Below are 17759 nucleotides of genomic sequence, written 5' to 3'. Positions count from 1 at the left end.
CGCACCCCGGTTGGCGACAGGGTGCGCGGCTAGCGTTCGGTCTCGGCGATCTGGTGCATGGCACGTTCTCCTTTGCGGTACTGAGTAGCGTCGGCTGGGTAGAGTCGACTGTTAGTCGACTCGCGGGAAATTAGTCGAGTACAAGAATCAAAAACGAAAAGAGCGCCCCGGAGGGCGCTCTGTCGAAGGTCCAGCGATGGCCGCTTCAACGGCCTCGTGGGGCTCCAGGCAGACACGCCCGTTCCGCGCTTGCGCGGGTCAGGGTGAAAAACTTCAGGAGCGGCATCCGGTTCATGGCGCGCATTGTAGACCTGCCAATCTGGCGCGCAAGTGAATATCGCACACACAAATGGAACGATGAGGCCGGCGGGCGTCAGGGGCGGATCCCTTTGCGACGGCAAAGGGATCTGACCCCTCTCAGCCTTTACTTGCAGCCGTGCAGCGTGCGCGCCTCGGCCACGGTCGCCGCTTGGTCATCTCCCATCGACATCCACCCCTTCAGCGACGTCGCCGGGTCCATGTGCGGCAGCCGTGGGCCGCCATGGATCACCACCTCGGTCCAGCTACCGACCGGGGCCAGTTCGGACAGGCGTGCCGCCTGGTCATCCTCGGTGCTGAACGTGTCGTCCGGGCTCGCCGGGGGCGTCGTGTTCACGGTCGCGGTCTTGCGGGAATGCACGCGTAGCGCGCCGCCCGGCATGCGCTGGGTGGTGATGTCGTAGCGCTCGATACCGTACGCCCAAGGATTTTCGCCAACGCTGCGGGTCTCGCTTCCGTCATCCGCCACCGCCACCACCTCGCCCGCAGGGCCGACCACGCCCGCGACAGCGCCCAGGCCGGACATCAGCGCCTGGTAGACGATCATCTGCCGCTGCTCGGTGCTCAACGCAGCGGCCTTGAGCTTGGCAGGGGGAATCTGCAGGTACGCCGCCTCCTTGCAAAGCACCAGCACCTGCTGGTCGTCCCAGCTCACGGACATTTCCTCGTTGGCGAAGTACTGCGACCGGATGGACGCAACAGGGGAGCCCGCGCCAGCGGAATGCCGGATCTCGATCAGCGAGGCATTCTCCGCTGCATCGGTAAGCGAAACCGGCGAGGTGGAAGCCGCAGTCGCAGCGCCTGCGAAGCCAGCCAACACGGCCAGCACAGTGCCGCGCGAAATGCTACAGATCATTGCATCAGTCCATTGAGGGAATACCGGCCGGACATGATACGCGGCGACGGCAGCAGATCCGGCCTATGTCACCACCACCAGCGGTACCCCGCGCCGCGGATGCTCCAGCACCACCACATCCTGCTGGTAAACCCGCTGCAGGTTGTCTTCGGTCAGCACCTGCAGCGGCGTGCCATCGGCCGCCACCCTGCCCTGCTCCAGCAGCACGATGCGGTCGGCATAGCCGGCGGCCAGGTTGAGGTCGTGCAGCACCACGATCACGCACGCACCGGCTTCGGCACAGGCACGCACACTGCGCAGCGTGCGCTCCTGGTGGCGCAGATCCAGCGCGGCGGTCGGCTCATCAAGCAACAGCAGCGGCGTGTCCTGCGCCAGCACGCGCGCAAACGTTGTCCGGGCGGACTCGCCACCGGACAGCTGCTGCACCTCGCGCAGGCGCAGCGCCTGCAGTTCGGCGGCATCGATTGCAGCTTCCACCTGAGCATCGTCCACTCGCGGATCCGGCGAATGCGGCAACCGTCCCATCGCGACCACCTCCTCCACGCTGAAGGCGAAGCGCACGCCATGCTCCTGCGGCATTACCGCGCGCTCGCGTGCCAGCGGCCCCGCCTTGTAACTGGCCAACGGCTTGCCCAGCAGGCTCACCTCGCCCGCATCGGCGCGCAGGTCACCGGCAGCCACCGCCAACAACGTGGACTTGCCTGCGCCGTTCGGGCCAACCAGCGCGGTCACCGTACCCGGCTCGAACGCGAGCGAGACGCCATGCAGGATCTCGCGCTGCTGGCGGCGCACCACCACCTCGTGCAGCTTCAGAAGCACGCTCATGGCGCCGCCTTGCGGCGCTGCTGCAGCACCAGCCAGAGGAAGAACGGTGCGCCCAACGCGGCCGAGAACAAGCCCAGCGGAATCTCCGCGGGCGGATCAAGCGTGCGTGCAGCGGTGTCGGCCACCACGATCAGCAGCGCACCCAGCAGGCCGGACAACGGCAGCAACCAGCGATGCCCGGGGCCGACCAGCAGGCGCGCGACGTGCGGCACCACCAGGCCAACGAAACTGATCGAGCCGGCAAACGCCACCGCTGCGCCCACCAGCAGCGCACTGAACGCCACCAGGCGGCGGCGCGTACGGATGACGTCCAGCCCAAGGTGCTGTGCCTGGCGTTCGCCCAGCGCCAGCATGTCCAGCGGCGTGGCCAACCGCTGCAGCGCAAACACGCCCAACGCGAACAGCGGCACCACGGCTGCCACATCGGCCCAGTTGGCGCGCGCCAGCGAGCCCATCTGCCAGAACACCAGCGACTGCAGCTCGCTCTCACTGGCGATGTACGTGAGGAAACCGATCAGCGCCGAGCAGAATGCAGCCATCGCGATGCCGACCAGCAACAGCGTCGCGTTGCCCGAACCTTTGCCGGGTCGCGCCAGTGCGTAGGTCAGGCCGATCGCCAGCGCACCGCCGGCGAACGCCGCCACCGGCACCAGCCAGCCCGCCGCACCGGCAGCGCCGAGCACGATGGCGGCCACCGCCCCCAGCGCAGCACCCTGGCTGACACCTACGATGCCGGGGTCCGCCAGCGGATTGCCGAACAGCCCCTGCAGGCTGGCACCGGCCATCGCCAGCGATGCACCCACCATTGCGCCCAACAGGGCACGCGGAATACGCAGTTGCCAGACCACGGCCAGGTCGCGACTGCTGACCGCCTGTGGGTCAAGCAGGCCCAGCTTCACCGCCAGCGCCTGCATCACCTCCAGCGGCGGCAACCGCAACGGACCCACGGCGAACGACGCCAGCACTGCCCCCAGCAGTGCCAGCAACGCCACCATCAACATCGCCCGCCCGCGACGGCGGCGCCGATCCGCCGGACTCATGCCTTGGGCAACGCCGCCAGGGCCTTGGCCAGCGCCAGCGCGCCCGCACCAGAACCCACGCTGGTGTACTTCAGCTGCACATCCGGCATCACCCAGACCCGATTGGCCTGCCCGGCCGGGGTCTGCTTCAGCGTCGGGTAGGCCTTCCACAGGCCTTCGGCACCGCCGAACAGCTGCAGGTCATGCTCGGTCACCAGGATCACTTCCGGTGCCGCCGCGACCACGCCCTCGTTGCTCAGCTGCGAGTAGTTCTTCACCCCGGCCTCGGTGCCGATGTTGATGCCGCCGGCCAGGGCGATCAGCTGCGCCGACGCGCTGTCGGCACCGGCAACAGTAGGCGAGCCGCCAGCGCCGGTGGCCGAGACGTGGATCAGTCGTGGCGCATGGCCCAGGCCCTTGCCAATCGCTGCAGCCTCGTCGAGCTGGCGCTGCACCTGCGTGGCCAGTGTTTGCCCCGCTTCGGCCAGCCCTAGTGCGGCGGCGACCTTGCGCACCTTGTCCGGCGCCGGCTGCAGGTCATCGATGACCACCGCTGGCTCGCCCACCTCGCGCAGCTTTTTCGCCAGCTCGGTGTGGCGGCGCAGGCTGTTGCCGAGGAACAGCGAGCCCTGCAGGCTCAGCACGCCCTCCACGCCGGTGGTGCGGTTGAACAGGAACTGGTGCGGCGCGGCCAGGCCGGCCTGGGTGGTGGTGTTGGTCGGCGCGGCGAATACCTGCGTGCCCAGGCCCAGTGCTTCGATCACCGCGATGACGTCGTCGCCACCGGCAATGATCCGGCGGGTATCGGTCACCTCGATATCGGCGCCGTCATCGGAATGCACTTTGGCCGGCAGCACCGCCTTCTGGTCATGCACCGCCGGCATCTCGGCACCGGCCACGCGCTGCCAGCCTGCCGGCAACGCGGTGTCCGCAGCGGCGGTTGCGGCGGGCGGCTCGGCGGCCTTGTGGCCATCAGGCGGTGTCGACGAACCGCTGCAGGCGGCCAGCGCCAGCGAAACAGCCAACGGAAGCGCACACAGGCGCAGACGGGACGCGATGTTCATGCTCGTTCTCCTTGCTGGCAGGGCGACGTGCAGGCCGCCCCGCCCTGTGACTTACTGCTTCGGGGTAATGCGGGTGATGGGGTCACCCTTCGGATCTTCGGCGCCACGCGACTTGTTCACCGCGAACACGTTGCCCTTGCCATCGGCGCGGACATGGTTCGGCAGCGTGCCGCCATCGAGGTTGGCAACCACCTTGCCGTCACCATTCACCACGGTGACCGTGCCGGCGCCCCGGTTGCTGACGTAGGCCAGGCCGGAGGCATCATCGAAGGCGACGTTCAGCGCGCCGGCGCCGACCGGCACGTCGTGCAGCACCTTGCCTGCGGCCACATCGACGATCAGCAGGTTGTCGGTGCCCTGCGAGGCCACGTACAGGCGGTTGCGTGTCGCGTCGAAGGCCACGCCCGAGGCACTGATCGAATTGCCCAGGTCGATGACCTTCTCGACCTTGCCGCTGGCCACATCGATCACCGCCGCTTCCGGCGTGCCGATGCTGACGGTGAACAGCTTGCCGCCCTTCTCATCCAGCACCAGGCTCATCGGGGTGAACTTCCCGTCATCGACGCCGGATTCGAGCGTCACCGGCGGCAGTTCCTTGAAGGTCCTGGCATCGAACACCGACAGGTGGTCTTCACCCGTGGCCGAGGCGAATACCTTGCCGCGGGTGCCATCGACCACCACGTCGCGCGCGTGCGGCACGGCATCGACCGGGAACTGATGGACCAGCGACAGGTCCTTCTGGCGATAGACCGCGATCGAGTTCTGGCGGGTATTGGTGACCCAGACATTGCCGTGGGTGTCATCCACGCCCACCCCGTAAACCGCGTAGACCGCACCATGGGTGTTGCCCGGCACCTGCGCCGGGGTGATCGCCTGGGTCACCTTCAGCGACGTCGGGTCCAGCTTCAGCAGCTGCGACTGGGTCACCGGCGGGCGCCCCACCGCCGAGGTCACGAACAGCGCATTGCTGGCGGCGCTGTAGGCGGACTGGTACAGGCCGGGCACCAGCTTGCTGGACTGGGTGGCGAACTGCGCCTGGCCGGACAGCGGCAGCTGCGGCGACACGCGCAGCTTCAGCACCGTGGCCGCAGCCGGCTGACTGGCGCGCACCACCACCGGGTGGGTGCCCGGCACCGCGTCGGTCGGAATGCTCAGCTGGGTCTTGAAGTTGCCATCGGCATCGACCACCAGCGGCTGCGCGTTGAGCACGCTGTCGCCACGCAGCAGGCTGACCTTCTGGCCCGGCACGAAGCCACGGCCGACCACGTCGGCGGTGCTGCCGGGAACCACGTTCTCACCGCGTGAGACGACCTCACCCTTGAAGGTGGCGTTGGCCGGCTGGTCGAACACCGGCTGCGCGGTGGCGGTCACCGCCAGCAGCAGGCCGGCAGCAAGAGTGGTAAGACGGAAAGACGGACGGAACGACATGGCAGGCTCCTTGCACACGTAGGCCGCGCCACGTGGCGCGGGATTCATCGGTTGCCTGGGCCGCTGCACGCCGGCAGCCTCGCCTGGGTGGTGGGGTCGCACGGCAGCGCGTGCGGTTCGGGTCACTCGGCGGCGTTGTCACCGCCATTGGGTGCGCCATCGCTGGTACTACGGTCGGTTACGCCGTACAGCTCGTGCAGCGCCGCGTGGAACGAGGCGGGCAGCATCGGGCCATGGCCCAGGCCAGGAAATTCCCGGTAGCGCACGCTCAGGCCCGGCACTTTGCCCAAGCGCTCGGCCAACTGCATTGCCGCGTCCGGCGTGGCGCCACCGATACGGCGCAGGTGCGCCACCACGCGCGGATTGGTCATGTCACGCTTGCCGCGATCGCCGACGCGCTCGGCGCCGCCCAGCATCAGCCACAGGCTGGCCTGCTGGCCGTGCACGTTCTGCACGAACTGCTGTTCCGGATCACCCAGCGCCGCACCCTGGCTCCACCACAGCGAGGGGCTGGCCGCCAGATAGGACTGGAAGGCGGCGGGACGCGTGTACAGCGCATGGAGCACGAACAACCCGCCCAGCGAGTGCCCCCACAGCGCTTGCTGCTGCGTATCGATGCGTGCGCGACGCTCGACTTCCGGCTTGATGCGGCGTTCGATCACATCCAGGAAGGCCGCAGCACCACCGCCGACCGCCTGGGTTGTGCCGCCCTCGTCGTCGGCACGGTCGATCCACGCGGTGTAGTCGCGGGTGCGCGCCTTGGAATCGATGCGCAGGTCGTTGTCGTAGCCGATCAGCACCAGCACCGGTGGCGCCTTGCGCGCGGCCAGTTCGGCCAGCAACGGCTGGTCCAGCACCATGGCCACCGCATTGCCATCCAGTGCGTACAGCACCGGCGAGGGCGCCTTGCCAGGCTTGACCGGGATCGCGAGATTCACCCGCCAACGGCGCTGCTGGTCCGGGCTGTCCACCACGAAATGTTCGAAGCGATAGCTGGCCGCCGGCTCGTCGAGCACGGTATGGCCGATCGTCTGCAGCGGATTGCGCTGCTGGGCATGGGCGTACGAGGTGACCAGGAGCAGAGCCATCATCAGGGCGGCCAGGCCGCGGGCCAGCGGACCACGGCGCGAAGGCGGGACGAAATGCTTCATCAGCGGCGGCAGACGCGGCACGGGGCCGCCGGTTCACAGGGGACCGCAGTCTACCTTAAACGCGAATGATTATCACATCGATCAAACGTCACGCTGTGTATCACGCGCGCGGATGCCCGGCTTGCGCAAGGGGCAGCAATTCCCCTATTTTGCCGCCCATCGGGGCATTGGATCGCCCCGCTTCCAGCGCAGCCATGGATGGCGGGCACTTGCCGCCATCCGGGTCGCGTTCATCTGCACACAACCGCCATGGGATTGGATCCCATGATTGTGAGACTCCCTTGAAGCACACCACCCTGATCGCCCTCTCCCTCGGCCTGCTTGCGCCGCTGGCTGCCCATGCCGCACAGGACCTGCCAACGCTCTACCAGGCCTTTGAAGAAGCCGGCAATTCGTCACTGGGCATGGACCAGCTCAACCAGACGGTGACCTTCACTGCCGTAGCCCTGAGCGTTTCCAGCAACCTGGCGGGCGAGCCGCTGATCGAGGCCGGCGACGACCAGGGCAATGTGCTGGCCCGGCTGACCAGCGACGACGAACAGCAGGCGGCCAAGCTGGGCGCGCTGGAAGAAGGCGCGACGTTCACCGCCAGCTGCACGCTGCAGTTCAGCTCGGGCACCGACTACCTGTCCTTCGGCGACTGCACCATCAAGTAAAGACGAAGCCGGCGAAATGCCGGCTTCATTCTGCTGCCCTGTAGCGTCGAGGCGCGCTCGACTCGCGCCGTGTCACGGTCCCGAAGGCACCGGACCGTATGCATTCTCCTGCGGCGTGCCCGGCAGCAGTGCGAATACGAAGATCACCAGGCCACCGAACGGAATGAAGGCCAGCAGGTACATCCAGCCCGACTGGTTGCAGTCATGCAGGCGACGGACGGTCACCGCGATGACCGGCAGCACGGTGGCCAGCCAGAACACGACGAACAGGATGATCGACGCAATGCCGAGGACGTCGGACTGCATCACCAGCCCGGCAACGAGCGGCACCATCAGTACGGCCGATACGATCAACAGGAACAGCTGGAACATCCAGTACTCGCGACGGTTGGCACGACCCTCGAACTGGGCGTAACGCTTCAACGGCAGAATCATTTCCTGCACGGCATCGATCCTTGAAAAAGTGGCCGCGCAGTGTGCCAAAGACCGGCGGCGGGAACAATGCAGCGTCGAGCATGGCTCGACCCCACATAAGCCGGCTCAACGGCCCTTCGCGGCCCGCGCCGCTTCGCGCTCGGCACGCAGCCGGTCCAGCTTTTCCTTCAGCTTGATTTCCAGGCCGCGCGGCACCGGGTTGTAGTACACCCGTTCGCCCATCGCGTCCGGGAAACCGGTCTGGTCCAGCGCGATGCCACCTTCGGCATCGTGGTCGTACTGATATTCGGCGCCATAGCCCAGCTCCTTCATCAGCTTGGTCGGCGCATTGCGCAGGTGCAGCGGCACCTCTTCGGTACCGCTCTGACGCACGTCAGCCTTGGCCTGGTTGAAGGCCGCATAGCCGGCGTTCGACTTGGCAGTGCTGGCCAGGTACAGCACCAGCTGCGCGAAGGCGAGTTCGCCTTCCGGGCTGCCGAGCCGCTCGTAGATGTCCCAGGCTTCCAGCGCCATGCTCTGCGCGCGCGGATCGGCCAGGCCGATGTCCTCGATGGCCATGCGGGTCAGTCGACGCGCCAGATACGACGGATCGCAGCCGCCATCGAGCATGCGGGTCAGCCAGTACAGTGCGGCGTCCGGGTTGGAACTGCGTACCGACTTGTGCAGTGCCGAGATCTGGTCGTAGAACTGCTCGCCGCCCTTGTCGAAGCGACGGGTGCGATCGGCCAGCACCTGGGTCAGGGTCTGCGGCGTGATGCGCCCCCCCTCCCCGCCCGCCAGTTCGGCGGCGATCTCCAGCAGGGTCAACGCACGGCGCACGTCGCCATCGGCGGCGGTGGCGATCTCCAGCAGCAGTTCGGGTGCGACCTCGATGCGCTCTTCGCCCAAGCCGCGCTCGCGATCCCCCAGCGCACGTTCCAGCGCTTCGACGATATCGGTCGGCGAAACACCTTCCAGCACATGCACGCGGCAACGCGACAGCAGCGCCGAGTTCAGCTCGAACGACGGATTCTCGGTGGTGGCGCCGACGAACAGGATCGTGCCGCGCTCGATGTGCGGCAGGAATGCGTCCTGCTGCGCCTTGTTGAAACGATGCACCTCGTCCACGAACAGCACGGTGCGCCGGCCCTCCGCGAAGCGTTGCGCGGCTTCGGCCAGCACCTGGCGCACCTCCGGCAGCCCGGACAGCACGGCAGAGATGGCACGGAATTCCGCATCGGCGTACTCGGCCAGCAGCAGCGCCAGCGTGGTCTTGCCGCAGCCCGGCGGCCCCCACAGGATCATCGAATGCACGCGACCGGACTCGACCGCGCGGCGCAGCGCGCTGTCCGGCGCCAGCAGGCGCTTCTGCCCGACCATTTCGTCGAGGGTGCGCGGGCGCATGCGCTCGGCCAGCGGGCGCAGGTGCTCCCGATCAACGCTCAGCAGATCGGGACCGGGGAAGGAAGTGGAGCGATGTCTTGGCACCCGCTTATTGTACCGCGAGAGCGTGCCAGCAATTCCGGTAGTGCCGGCCGCTGGCCGGCAAACCAAATGCGTATCAACCAAGGTGACACCTCCCAAAGGAGGCGGCGCCGGGCCATGTAGGCGGGAAACCGTGGATTTGCGCTCTTACCAAGGTCGTCAAAGGCCTGACAAAACTCTGGCTGCATTGTGGCGAGTTCGGCTTAGCCGGGCAGCGTGGCCTGAGTTGTGCCCGGCGCTAAAACACGTGGAAGCGCGCGGGAACTGACGATGCCAAGTGGCTGCGGACTCGCGGAAGACGAGATCGGCGCTTCAAGCGGGCGGCTCGACGTAAAGGGTGAAGGCCGAAACACCCAGCGAGCCGACGCTGTTTAATTATTAGGCCAGCGGGCCAACCTTAGGGCCACGACTCACCACGGAACACGACAAGCAGTTTGACGCCGTATCCAATACGCCCATGCTTTAGAAAATTGCGCCACGTGAGCAGCATAATCAGATTGCTACCGTGAACGCCGCCACCCTGGCCCCAGCCATGGCATCTAGGCCTTCGACAGCTCAAGCGTGGAGCTGGGCCTTTGTGAGCTGCCACCCTTGTCTCTGAACGCGACGCTCCTCTGCGATCAAGGGCCACATTTGGAATCGATGACCATCTCAGCCGCGTTCGGTCCGGAGCACATCGGCGCAGCGTCGGCACGCTGGGCGTTTCCAGGGGTTTCAACTGCTCCAAGCTGCGTCCTCATAAAGTCCGCAGGGAGATGAAGTCGACCTGCCGGTCAATGGGGAAGTCTCGCGAGAGCTGGAACGCAGCAACATCGCCGCGCAAGGACAGCTGCTGCAGTCCGCTACTGCATCGAGATCGCTGCAGGCCTATAACAGGTCCTAGTCAACCAGAGGTGAGAATACCCCCTCATCCACCAACCTGGAGCGAATTCGCTCAATTTCCTTAATGCCAATCAAAGATACTCCATCGAGCAGATCGTCAACCTCGGGTTCCAAGAGGTAGGAAAACCGCTTGAAGTACCCAATGGCATTCATCTTATCCAGATCAGATATCAGCGGATCGGCCGCGTATACATTAAGGGCATTCAGTCTCAGGTACTTGACCAAAAATTCCAGATCACAGAACGATGAAATTTCCTCAATGAGCCGAAGGGAGTTTGGCCGCGGGCTACCAGCCCGGAGCAATGCAACCCACTCTTGGGAAGTGAAGTCCGCCCAAACAAACGGTGTTCCCAGCATCAGTTCGGACGAATAGACGTAAGGGTACTCTCGGAAGTTGAACGCCAGGAATTCAATCGCATTTTGCCTGGGTAGTTCATGATGGAATTCCAAAAAATACGGAATTCCGACTTTGTCAGATCGCCCATAGCCATTGTAGATGCGCTCACAGAGCGCCGTGACGCTACCGGAAACTGGAATCATTCTAAAATCTCCTGAGACAACTTCTCCGAGCGTTCGAAAAACCCATCATTATCAATATGGAAGCGGAACCCCTGCAGCTTCGCTTGAGATAGGACAAGACCCACATATCTCAATATCGCAGGATACCTGGCGGCCTCGACCGCTGCTGGTAGATAGTGCCTCGACTTACTGTCTACGACGGTCACCTTACCATCACCTCGCAGCTCTAGCTGACCGGCCGCCAGAACACCCAGCCACAGAACCCGCAGTAGCGGCCTGATGACTTCCCCGCCGCTGGAGCGGCGTCGCACCAGCCAAAGCTGGCTACCACCGATGGCACTGCCAACGGCTTGGCCAAAAGCGCTCCAACGAATCCGCCAATTCCTGCGGCTATGAGGATGTGACACCGTTGGCCCAAATGTAAATCTGCAACCGCGCTTGCAGCAGTGGGCGCACTTACTTGCTTGTGGCAGCTATAGCAGCAGCGATGGTGGTGGCTGCCATTGTCATCGCTGCACTCATGCCAGAGGCGACTCCGGACGGATTGCGGCTGAGGATCCCGCCGCCGTGCCGGCAGCGTAGGCGGAAGCCACCCAAGCCACCATAGGTGGATCTGTACAGAACGCCCTTGGCTGAACCTATGGTTCCCAGCAGGATCAATTTATGACTGCCCGTCTACAGGCCCGGTGGATCAGGTCAACGGGTTCGGTAGTGCCGGCCGCTGGCCGGCATATCCCAAGCACCAACCAACGGTTGGCACCCATCAGAGCAGTAGCGCCGGGCCATGCCCGGCGCCCTGATCAATTACCGATGACGTCGGTGCCCTTTGGCGGGGTGAAGCTGAAGGTACCGGCGGCGAAGCCCGGGTTGCGCTTCCAGCCACTGAAGCTGATCACGGTACGCTGGCCAACCGCATCGGTGATTTCCATCTTGGCCAGGCCCTGCGCGTTGAAGCCCAGCGCCGCGTACTGGAAGCTGGCTTCGGTCTCACGCTTCGGCGACAGCGACAGCCACTGCAGGCCATCGCGCTGCGCAGCCTCTTCGCTGACGTCGTACTGCTGTTCCAGCAGCGCCGGATTGATCAGCCCGGTCAGCGGGCTGTTCTGCTCTTCCTTGCCCTGCTCGCGCACGGTGGCCTGCTCCAGGTCCGGCTCGTACATCCAGACCTTCTTGCCGTCAGCCACGATCAACTGCTCGTGCGGGCGCACGTATTCCCAGCGGAACAAGCGCGGCGCCGACAGGGCCACGCGGCCGCTGGTCGATTCCTTCACCTTGCCGCGGCTGTCGAACACCTGCTGGCTGAACTGGCCATCCAGGCCCTTCAGGCCGCTGGTGAAAGCCTTGAGGTCATCGCGGGCGCCAGCCCAGGCACTGCCGGCGGCGGCGCAGGCCACGGCCAGGGTGGTGGAAGCAAGGAAACGGCGGAAGCGGACGTTCATGCGGAAATCCTGTGGGCACGCAGGCCAGGAAAGTTGGATGTGAGTGTGCCCGGTGCAAGCTGAATGGGCGATCAGGGCGACATTATGCCGCCCTGATCGTCGAACGGCGATGCACGCACGAAGGCGGCTTCATCCACGCAGGGTGCGGATCTACTTCAGCCGGCCGTACAGCACCTGGCCACGGAAGCCGCGCCGCACTTCGCGATACAGCGCGCGGAACGCCGGATAGTCCTGCGGCTGGCACAGCGCCTCCGGGCCACGCACCGCGTTCTGCTGCAAGCGGTGGTGCACGATCACGTCCTGGCCCTCGCGACTCCAGTCCACGCGGTACTCGCCGGCGGCGTTGGCGAAACGCTGGCTGGCCGGGATGGCGATGATCGGTGCATTGGCCGGGAACTGCAGGCGATAGGTTTCCTCGCGCAGGCTGGCATTGCAGTAGAACGGCGTTTCGTTGGCCGGCGCCGAGGCAGTGGCGTACAGGCCGCGCACCGACTCGCCACCCGGCGGGTCCGGCACGGCCATGCCCCCGGCCACGCTGAAATCGGCGTAGTCCTCGGCCTGGAACGCCATGCGATAGCCGAAGGGCCGGGTCAAGTCGCCTGGCACGCCCTGGATCTGCAACTGCCCGCGCCCGTCAAAACCCGACGCGGCCATGATCTGCTCCTCAGCGCGCGCACGGTTCTGCGCGTTGAGCTGTGAGAACTGCGCGCGCATGCCGATCTCGGCGTTCTCGCCCAGCTTCGGAATCGTCTCGCCGCGCAGGTCGCCATTGGCGTCGAAGGTGAAGCGCACTTCCATCGACGTGGCGTTGCGATCGGGCGTGTTGGCCGGGGTGCGCGCCAGCGTGGCGTCGCGGGTGCGCACCACCGGCGCCCCCAGATCGCCTTCTGGCAACTGTCCGAAGCGCGCCCATGCCGTGGTCGAATCCAGGTACAGATCGAACTCGGGGATGTAGGTGATGGCGTGGTTGAAGCGGCCCAGCACCGGAATCTTCGGCAGCGTCGGACCGCCCCCGGCGCCAATCAGCACCGGCGAGCTGGCGATGCCCTTGGCCGCCAGCAGCGCTTCCAGGATCGTCACATGGTCCTTGCAGTCACCATAGTGGTTGTCGAGGATGCTCTGCGCGCTGTTCGGCTCCAGGCCGCCATTGCCCAGGTACACCGCCACATAGCGGATGTTCTGCGCCACCCAGCGGTACAGCGCATCGGCCTGCCCGCGGCGGTCGCTGATGCCGGCGGTGATCTGGTCGGCCAGCGCCTGCAGTTCCGGCGTGACCTGCGCCGCCGGCCCGGCCTTGCGCTGATAGGCGCGGCCCATCTGCGCCCAGTCACGATACGTGCTGGCCATGATGTTCGGGCCGAACTCCCAACCGGCGGCCGACCAGTTCTGCGCCGGCATCGCCTCACGCCGCTGGTAGCGCCAGCGCCACTGCGCCTGGCCGTTCTTCACTGTCGGGCGATCGCTGCCCTGCACGCCGCGGCTGTCGATGAACATCGGCAGGTTGGCCGGCGCACTCAGGGTGACCTCGGCGTCCTCGTATTCGGTAAAGACATTGAAGGTCTCCCACAGGCCGAAATAGCCCGGGAAGTACGGCGTCAGCTGGGTCCGGCGCACCTGGTAGTACAGCCGCGTGCCCGGCGCCAGGTTCGGGAACACGATCACCCGCACCTTGCGGTCGGCGTACATCGCCGCCGAGGCGCTGGAGTAGCTTTCCTGGGTGTAGATGCGGTCGGCCGGCACGTCGCGGCGCTGGCCGTCGGCGGTGATGGTGTAGGCGCCAAGCACCTCCAGGGTTTCCATCTTCTCGCTGTAGCTCAGCCGCACCTGGCTGAACTGCTCGACCGAGGCCTTGGTCTTGAGCAGGACTTCGTAGGTTTCGGTCTGCACATTGCCCGCATCCGGCCGGACCTGGTAGTCGGCGCGGTAACGGACAATGCTGAAATTATTGCTGGCTTCGGTATCGCCGCTGGTGGAAGGCGGCGCCGTGGCGGGCGCGGAGGTGGCGGTTTCTGCCAGTGCCGGACTGGCAGCCAGCAAGGCTGCCAGCGCCAGTGCCAGCGCGCTTGGTACGGGGTGAAGCATGCGTCGGTTCCTTGGACGTCGTGGGGGATACCTCGGGTCTTACTTCGGCGGCGGCGGTGCCAGCACCGTGCGGTCGCCGTTGTGCTCGGGCGGGCTGACCACGCCGGCCGCTTCCATGGCCTCGATCAGTCGCGCTGCACGGTTGTAGCCGATCTTCAGCCGGCGCTGCACGCCGGAAATGGAGGCGCGGCGGGTCTCGGTGACCACCCGCAGCGCTTCGTCATACAGCGGGTCGGACTCGTCGCCGGCCGCACTGGTCTCGGGCAGGCCGGTGGCACCGACGACCACGCCGTCGCCCATCGTCTGCACCTCGTCCAGCACCCCGTCGACATAGTCGGCCGGGCCCATCGCCTTGAGGTGCTCGACCACGCGGTGCACTTCGTCATCGGACACGAACGCACCATGCACGCGCTCGGGCAGCGCGGTGCCCGGCGGCAGGTACAGCATGTCGCCGTGGCCGAGCAGGGTTTCCGCGCCGGACTGGTCGAGGATGGTGCGCGAGTCGATCTTGGAGCTGACCTGGAAGGCGATACGGGTCGGGATGTTGGCCTTGATCAGGCCGGTGATCACGTCCACCGACGGGCGCTGCGTGGCCAGGATCAGGTGGATGCCGGCCGCACGCGCCTTCTGCGCCAGGCGCGCGATCAGCTCTTCGACCTTCTTGCCGACGATCATCATCATGTCGGCGAATTCGTCGATGAAGATGACGATGAACGGCAGCGTCTCCAGCGGTCGCGGCGCCTCGCCCAGTTCCGGGTTCGGCTTGAACAGCGGGTCCATCAGCGGCTGGCCGGCGTCCTGGGCTTCCTTCACCTTCTTGTTGAAGCCGGCCAGGTTGCGCACACCCACTGCGCTCATCAGCTTGTACCGGCGCTCCATCTCGGCCACGCACCAGCGCAGGCCGTTGGCGGCCTCCTTCATGTCGGTGACCACCGGTGCCAGCAGGTGCGGAATGCCCTGGTAGACGCTCAGTTCGAGCATCTTCGGGTCGATCATCAGCATCCGCAGGTCCTTGGGCGAAGCCTTGAACAGCAGGCTCAGCACCATCGCGTTGACCGCCACCGACTTGCCCGAACCGGTGGTACCGGCCACCAGCAGGTGCGGCATGCGCGCCAGGTCGGCCACCGTCGGGCGGCCGGCGATGTCCTTGCCCAGCGCCAGGGTCAGCACGCTGGCCGACTTGTCATATTCCTTCGAGCGCAGCAGCTCGGACAGGAAGATCATCTCGCGGGTGACGTTGGGGATCTCCAGGCCGATCACGGACTTGCCCGGAATGACATCGACCACGCGCACCGACTTCACCGACAGGCCACGCGCGATGTCCTTGTCCAGCGAACTGATCTGGCTGACCTTGATGCCCGGTGCCGGCTCGATCTCGAAACGGGTGATGACCGGGCCAGGGTTGGCGCCGACCACCTGCGCATCGATGCGGAAATCCTTCAGCTTGAACTCGATCTGCCGCGACAGGGTTTCCAGCGTTTCTTCGTCATAGCCCTTCGGCTGCGGCTTGGGATCATCCAGCAGCGCCAGCGGCGGCAGGTCGGAACCATCGCCATTGACGCCACGGAACATCGGAATCTGGGTGTCGCGCTTGGCCCGATCACTCTTCTCGATCACCGGCTCCGGACGCGGCTCGATCTTCACCGGCTCGCGCTTGGCGCGCACCTCGGCGTCGGCCTTGCGCACTTCCTGGCGTTCCTCGCGCATCACCCGGGTCTGCTTCCACTCGGTGACTTCTTCCTTCTTGCGTTCCAGCAACGGCGCCAGCGACATCACGCCGCGGCCGATCTTCTCCATCACCGTGAACCATGACAGCCCCGTCGCCAGGGTGATCGAGGCCAGCAGCAGCACCAGCACGAACAGGTTGGCCCCCAGCGCGCCGAAGCCCACCGTCAGCGAGTTGCCTACCAGCTTGCCGAGGATGCCGCCGGCACTGGCGACATCGCCACTGAACAGGCGCACATGCAGGAAGCCGGTGCCGGCAATCAGGAACCCGACCAGACCGACCAGGCGCAGTGCCGGATCCAGGTCGTTCTCGCCCTTGCTCTCGCGCTTGAGGCCGAACATGGCGATCCAGGCCAGCGCGCCCAGCACGATGGGCAGCAGGAAGGCGATGTAGCCAAACAGCTGCAGCAGCACGTCGGCGATCCAGGCGCCGGCGCGGCCGCCCAGGTTGTGCACCGGCGCGACCACGCTGCCGGTGTGCGACCAGCCCGGATCGGTCGCTGAATAGGTGAAAAGACTGGCCGCCAGATAGAGCAGGGCCGGCGCGATGGCGATCAGGCCCAGGTCGCGCCAGAGGCGCTGGCGGCGTGGATTGTCGGTCGTCGCCGCCGCGGCCGTGCGACGTGACGCCTTGCTGTCGTCCGACTTGGAGCGTTCAGGGACCTGCTTCGCCACCTTAGACCATACCTTTGGAATGCGCTGTTAGTGATTGATAATAAATGAGACGGCGTCAGTTTTCAGTTATGCGACATCTGGCCGCGTCCGGACAGGGCCGAAACCACCGCTGGATGACGGCGTTCTGTTCATCGGCTTGAATCGCCCTGCCCCAGCCGCCACTCTATGACCTGCCGAGGATGCTGCGCAAACATCGCCAGCGCCTTGTCCCATCTACCTTTTCGCGAGTTTACATGAGCACTAGCCTGCCCTCCCGCCACCAGCGCCTCGTCATCCTCGGTTCCGGACCGGCCGGCTGGACCGCCGCCGTCTACGCCGCCCGTGCCAACCTGAAGCCGGTCGTCATCACCGGCCTGCAGCAGGGTGGCCAGCTGATGACCACCACCGAGGTCGACAACTGGCCGGGTGACGCCCACGGCCTGATGGGCCCGGACCTGATGGCGCGCATGCAGGCCCACGCCGAGCGCTTCGAGACCGAGGTCATCTTCGACCATATCCACACTGCCGACCTGTCGCAGCGCCCGTTCAAGCTGATCGGCGACAGCCATGAGTACACCTGCGACGCGCTGATCATCGCCACCGGCGCCACCGCCAAGTACCTGGGCATCCCGACCGAAGAGACCTTCAAGGGTCGCGGTGTCTCCGCCTGCGCCACCTGTGACGGCTTCTTCTACCGCGACCAGGACGTGGTCGTGGTCGGTGGCGGCAACACCGCCGTGGAAGAGGCGCTCTACCTGTCCAACATCGCCCGCAAGGTCTACCTGGTCCACCGCCGCGACACCCTGAAGGCGGAGAAGATCATGCAGGACAAGCTGTTCAGGAAGGTCGCCGAAGGCAAGATCGAGACCGTCTGGCACCACCAGGTGGAGGAAGTGCTGGGCAACGACGCCGGCGTGACCGGCGTTCGCGTGAAGTCCACCCTGGACGGCAGCACCCGCGACATCGACGCCCACGGCTTCTTCGTGGCCATCGGCCATCATCCCAACACCACCCTGTTCGACGGCCAGCTGGCGATGAACAACGGCTACCTGGAAATCCGTTCGGGCCTGGGCGGCAACGCCACCCAGACCTCGGCGGAAGGCGTGTTCGCCGCCGGCGACGTGGCCGACCAGCACTACCGCCAGGCGATCACCTCGGCCGGCTTCGGCTGCATGGCCGCTCTGGACGCCGAGCGCTATCTGGACGCGCAGGGCAAGGCCAGCTGAAGCGCTGATTATGCTC

General features: G+C 65.9%; 14 protein-coding genes. 2 read left to right on the top strand and 12 right to left on the bottom strand.

The window, feature by feature from the left end:
• Positions 1–424: 424 nt before the first annotated feature.
• From AC5P9C_RS05890 to AC5P9C_RS05865, 6 genes are all read right to left on the bottom strand, one after another.
• Entirely contained in the window at positions 425–1174 is a 750-nt protein-coding gene (locus AC5P9C_RS05890) for a hypothetical protein (protein WP_343542348.1), read from the bottom strand.
• A gap of 63 nt (positions 1175–1237) precedes the next feature.
• Positions 1238–1999, bottom strand: a complete 762-nt coding sequence (locus AC5P9C_RS05885) for a heme ABC transporter ATP-binding protein (protein ID WP_343542347.1) — start codon at positions 1997–1999, stop codon at positions 1238–1240.
• Positions 1996–3039: a FecCD family ABC transporter permease gene (locus AC5P9C_RS05880; RefSeq protein WP_343542343.1), complete on the bottom strand. Its 1044-nt coding sequence runs from the start codon at positions 3037–3039 to the stop codon at positions 1996–1998. The genes AC5P9C_RS05885 and AC5P9C_RS05880 overlap by 4 nt, the downstream gene beginning before the upstream one ends.
• Positions 3036–4082, bottom strand: coding sequence for a heme/hemin ABC transporter substrate-binding protein (locus tag AC5P9C_RS05875; protein WP_164688377.1), 1047 nt, complete (start codon positions 4080–4082; stop codon positions 3036–3038). The genes AC5P9C_RS05880 and AC5P9C_RS05875 overlap by 4 nt, the downstream gene beginning before the upstream one ends.
• A 51-nt stretch (positions 4083–4133) precedes the next feature.
• The gene (locus AC5P9C_RS05870) at positions 4134–5510 is read right to left on the bottom strand and encodes a YncE family protein (protein ID WP_495205107.1); all 1377 of its coding nucleotides are present in this window, start codon (positions 5508–5510) and stop codon (positions 4134–4136) included.
• A gap of 122 nt (positions 5511–5632) precedes the next feature.
• Positions 5633–6661 (bottom strand): alpha/beta hydrolase, encoded by a 1029-nt coding sequence (locus AC5P9C_RS05865; protein WP_312581085.1) that lies wholly within the window; start codon positions 6659–6661, stop codon positions 5633–5635.
• A gap of 281 nt (positions 6662–6942) precedes the next feature.
• Between AC5P9C_RS05865 and AC5P9C_RS05860 the strand changes: the two genes are divergently transcribed.
• The gene (locus tag AC5P9C_RS05860; protein WP_014647092.1) at positions 6943–7317 is read left to right on the top strand and encodes a hypothetical protein; all 375 of its coding nucleotides are present in this window, start codon (positions 6943–6945) and stop codon (positions 7315–7317) included.
• 72 nt (positions 7318–7389) lie between these two features.
• Here the strand turns inward: AC5P9C_RS05860 and AC5P9C_RS05855 are convergent, their stop codons facing one another.
• The 6 genes from AC5P9C_RS05855 to AC5P9C_RS05830 all read right to left on the bottom strand — a co-directional run bounded on the left by AC5P9C_RS05855 (position 7390) and on the right by AC5P9C_RS05830 (position 16538).
• The gene (locus tag AC5P9C_RS05855; RefSeq protein ID WP_049467709.1) at positions 7390–7761 is read right to left on the bottom strand and encodes a DUF805 domain-containing protein; all 372 of its coding nucleotides are present in this window, start codon (positions 7759–7761) and stop codon (positions 7390–7392) included.
• Between the two features lie 96 nt (positions 7762–7857).
• Positions 7858–9135 (bottom strand): replication-associated recombination protein A, encoded by a 1278-nt coding sequence (locus AC5P9C_RS05850; RefSeq protein ID WP_210240759.1) that lies wholly within the window; start codon positions 9133–9135, stop codon positions 7858–7860.
• 960 nt (positions 9136–10095) lie between these two features.
• Positions 10096–10638, bottom strand: coding sequence for a hypothetical protein (locus AC5P9C_RS05845; RefSeq protein ID WP_343543168.1), 543 nt, complete (start codon positions 10636–10638; stop codon positions 10096–10098).
• 779 nt (positions 10639–11417) lie between these two features.
• Complete coding sequence (gene lolA, locus AC5P9C_RS05840) at positions 11418–12056, bottom strand: outer membrane lipoprotein periplasmic chaperone LolA (RefSeq protein ID WP_343543167.1); 639 nt, start codon at positions 12054–12056, stop codon at positions 11418–11420.
• 150 nt (positions 12057–12206) lie between these two features.
• Positions 12207–14138 (bottom strand): DUF3857 domain-containing protein, encoded by a 1932-nt coding sequence (locus tag AC5P9C_RS05835; protein ID WP_049467718.1) that lies wholly within the window; start codon positions 14136–14138, stop codon positions 12207–12209.
• Between the two features lie 39 nt (positions 14139–14177).
• Entirely contained in the window at positions 14178–16538 is a 2361-nt protein-coding gene (locus AC5P9C_RS05830; protein ID WP_064238502.1) for a DNA translocase FtsK, read from the bottom strand.
• A gap of 233 nt (positions 16539–16771) precedes the next feature.
• Here AC5P9C_RS05830 and trxB point away from each other — a divergent pair, with 233 nt between their 5' ends.
• The gene (trxB, locus tag AC5P9C_RS05825) at positions 16772–17743 is read left to right on the top strand and encodes a thioredoxin-disulfide reductase (RefSeq protein ID WP_414614966.1); all 972 of its coding nucleotides are present in this window, start codon (positions 16772–16774) and stop codon (positions 17741–17743) included.
• Positions 17744–17759 lie beyond the last annotated feature (16 nt).

The organism is Stenotrophomonas sp. YJH_SMC_10 (genome assembly GCF_059371555.1).
The sequence above is the reverse complement of the archived record's forward strand: the minus strand, read 5'-3'. Positions and strand labels throughout refer to the sequence as shown.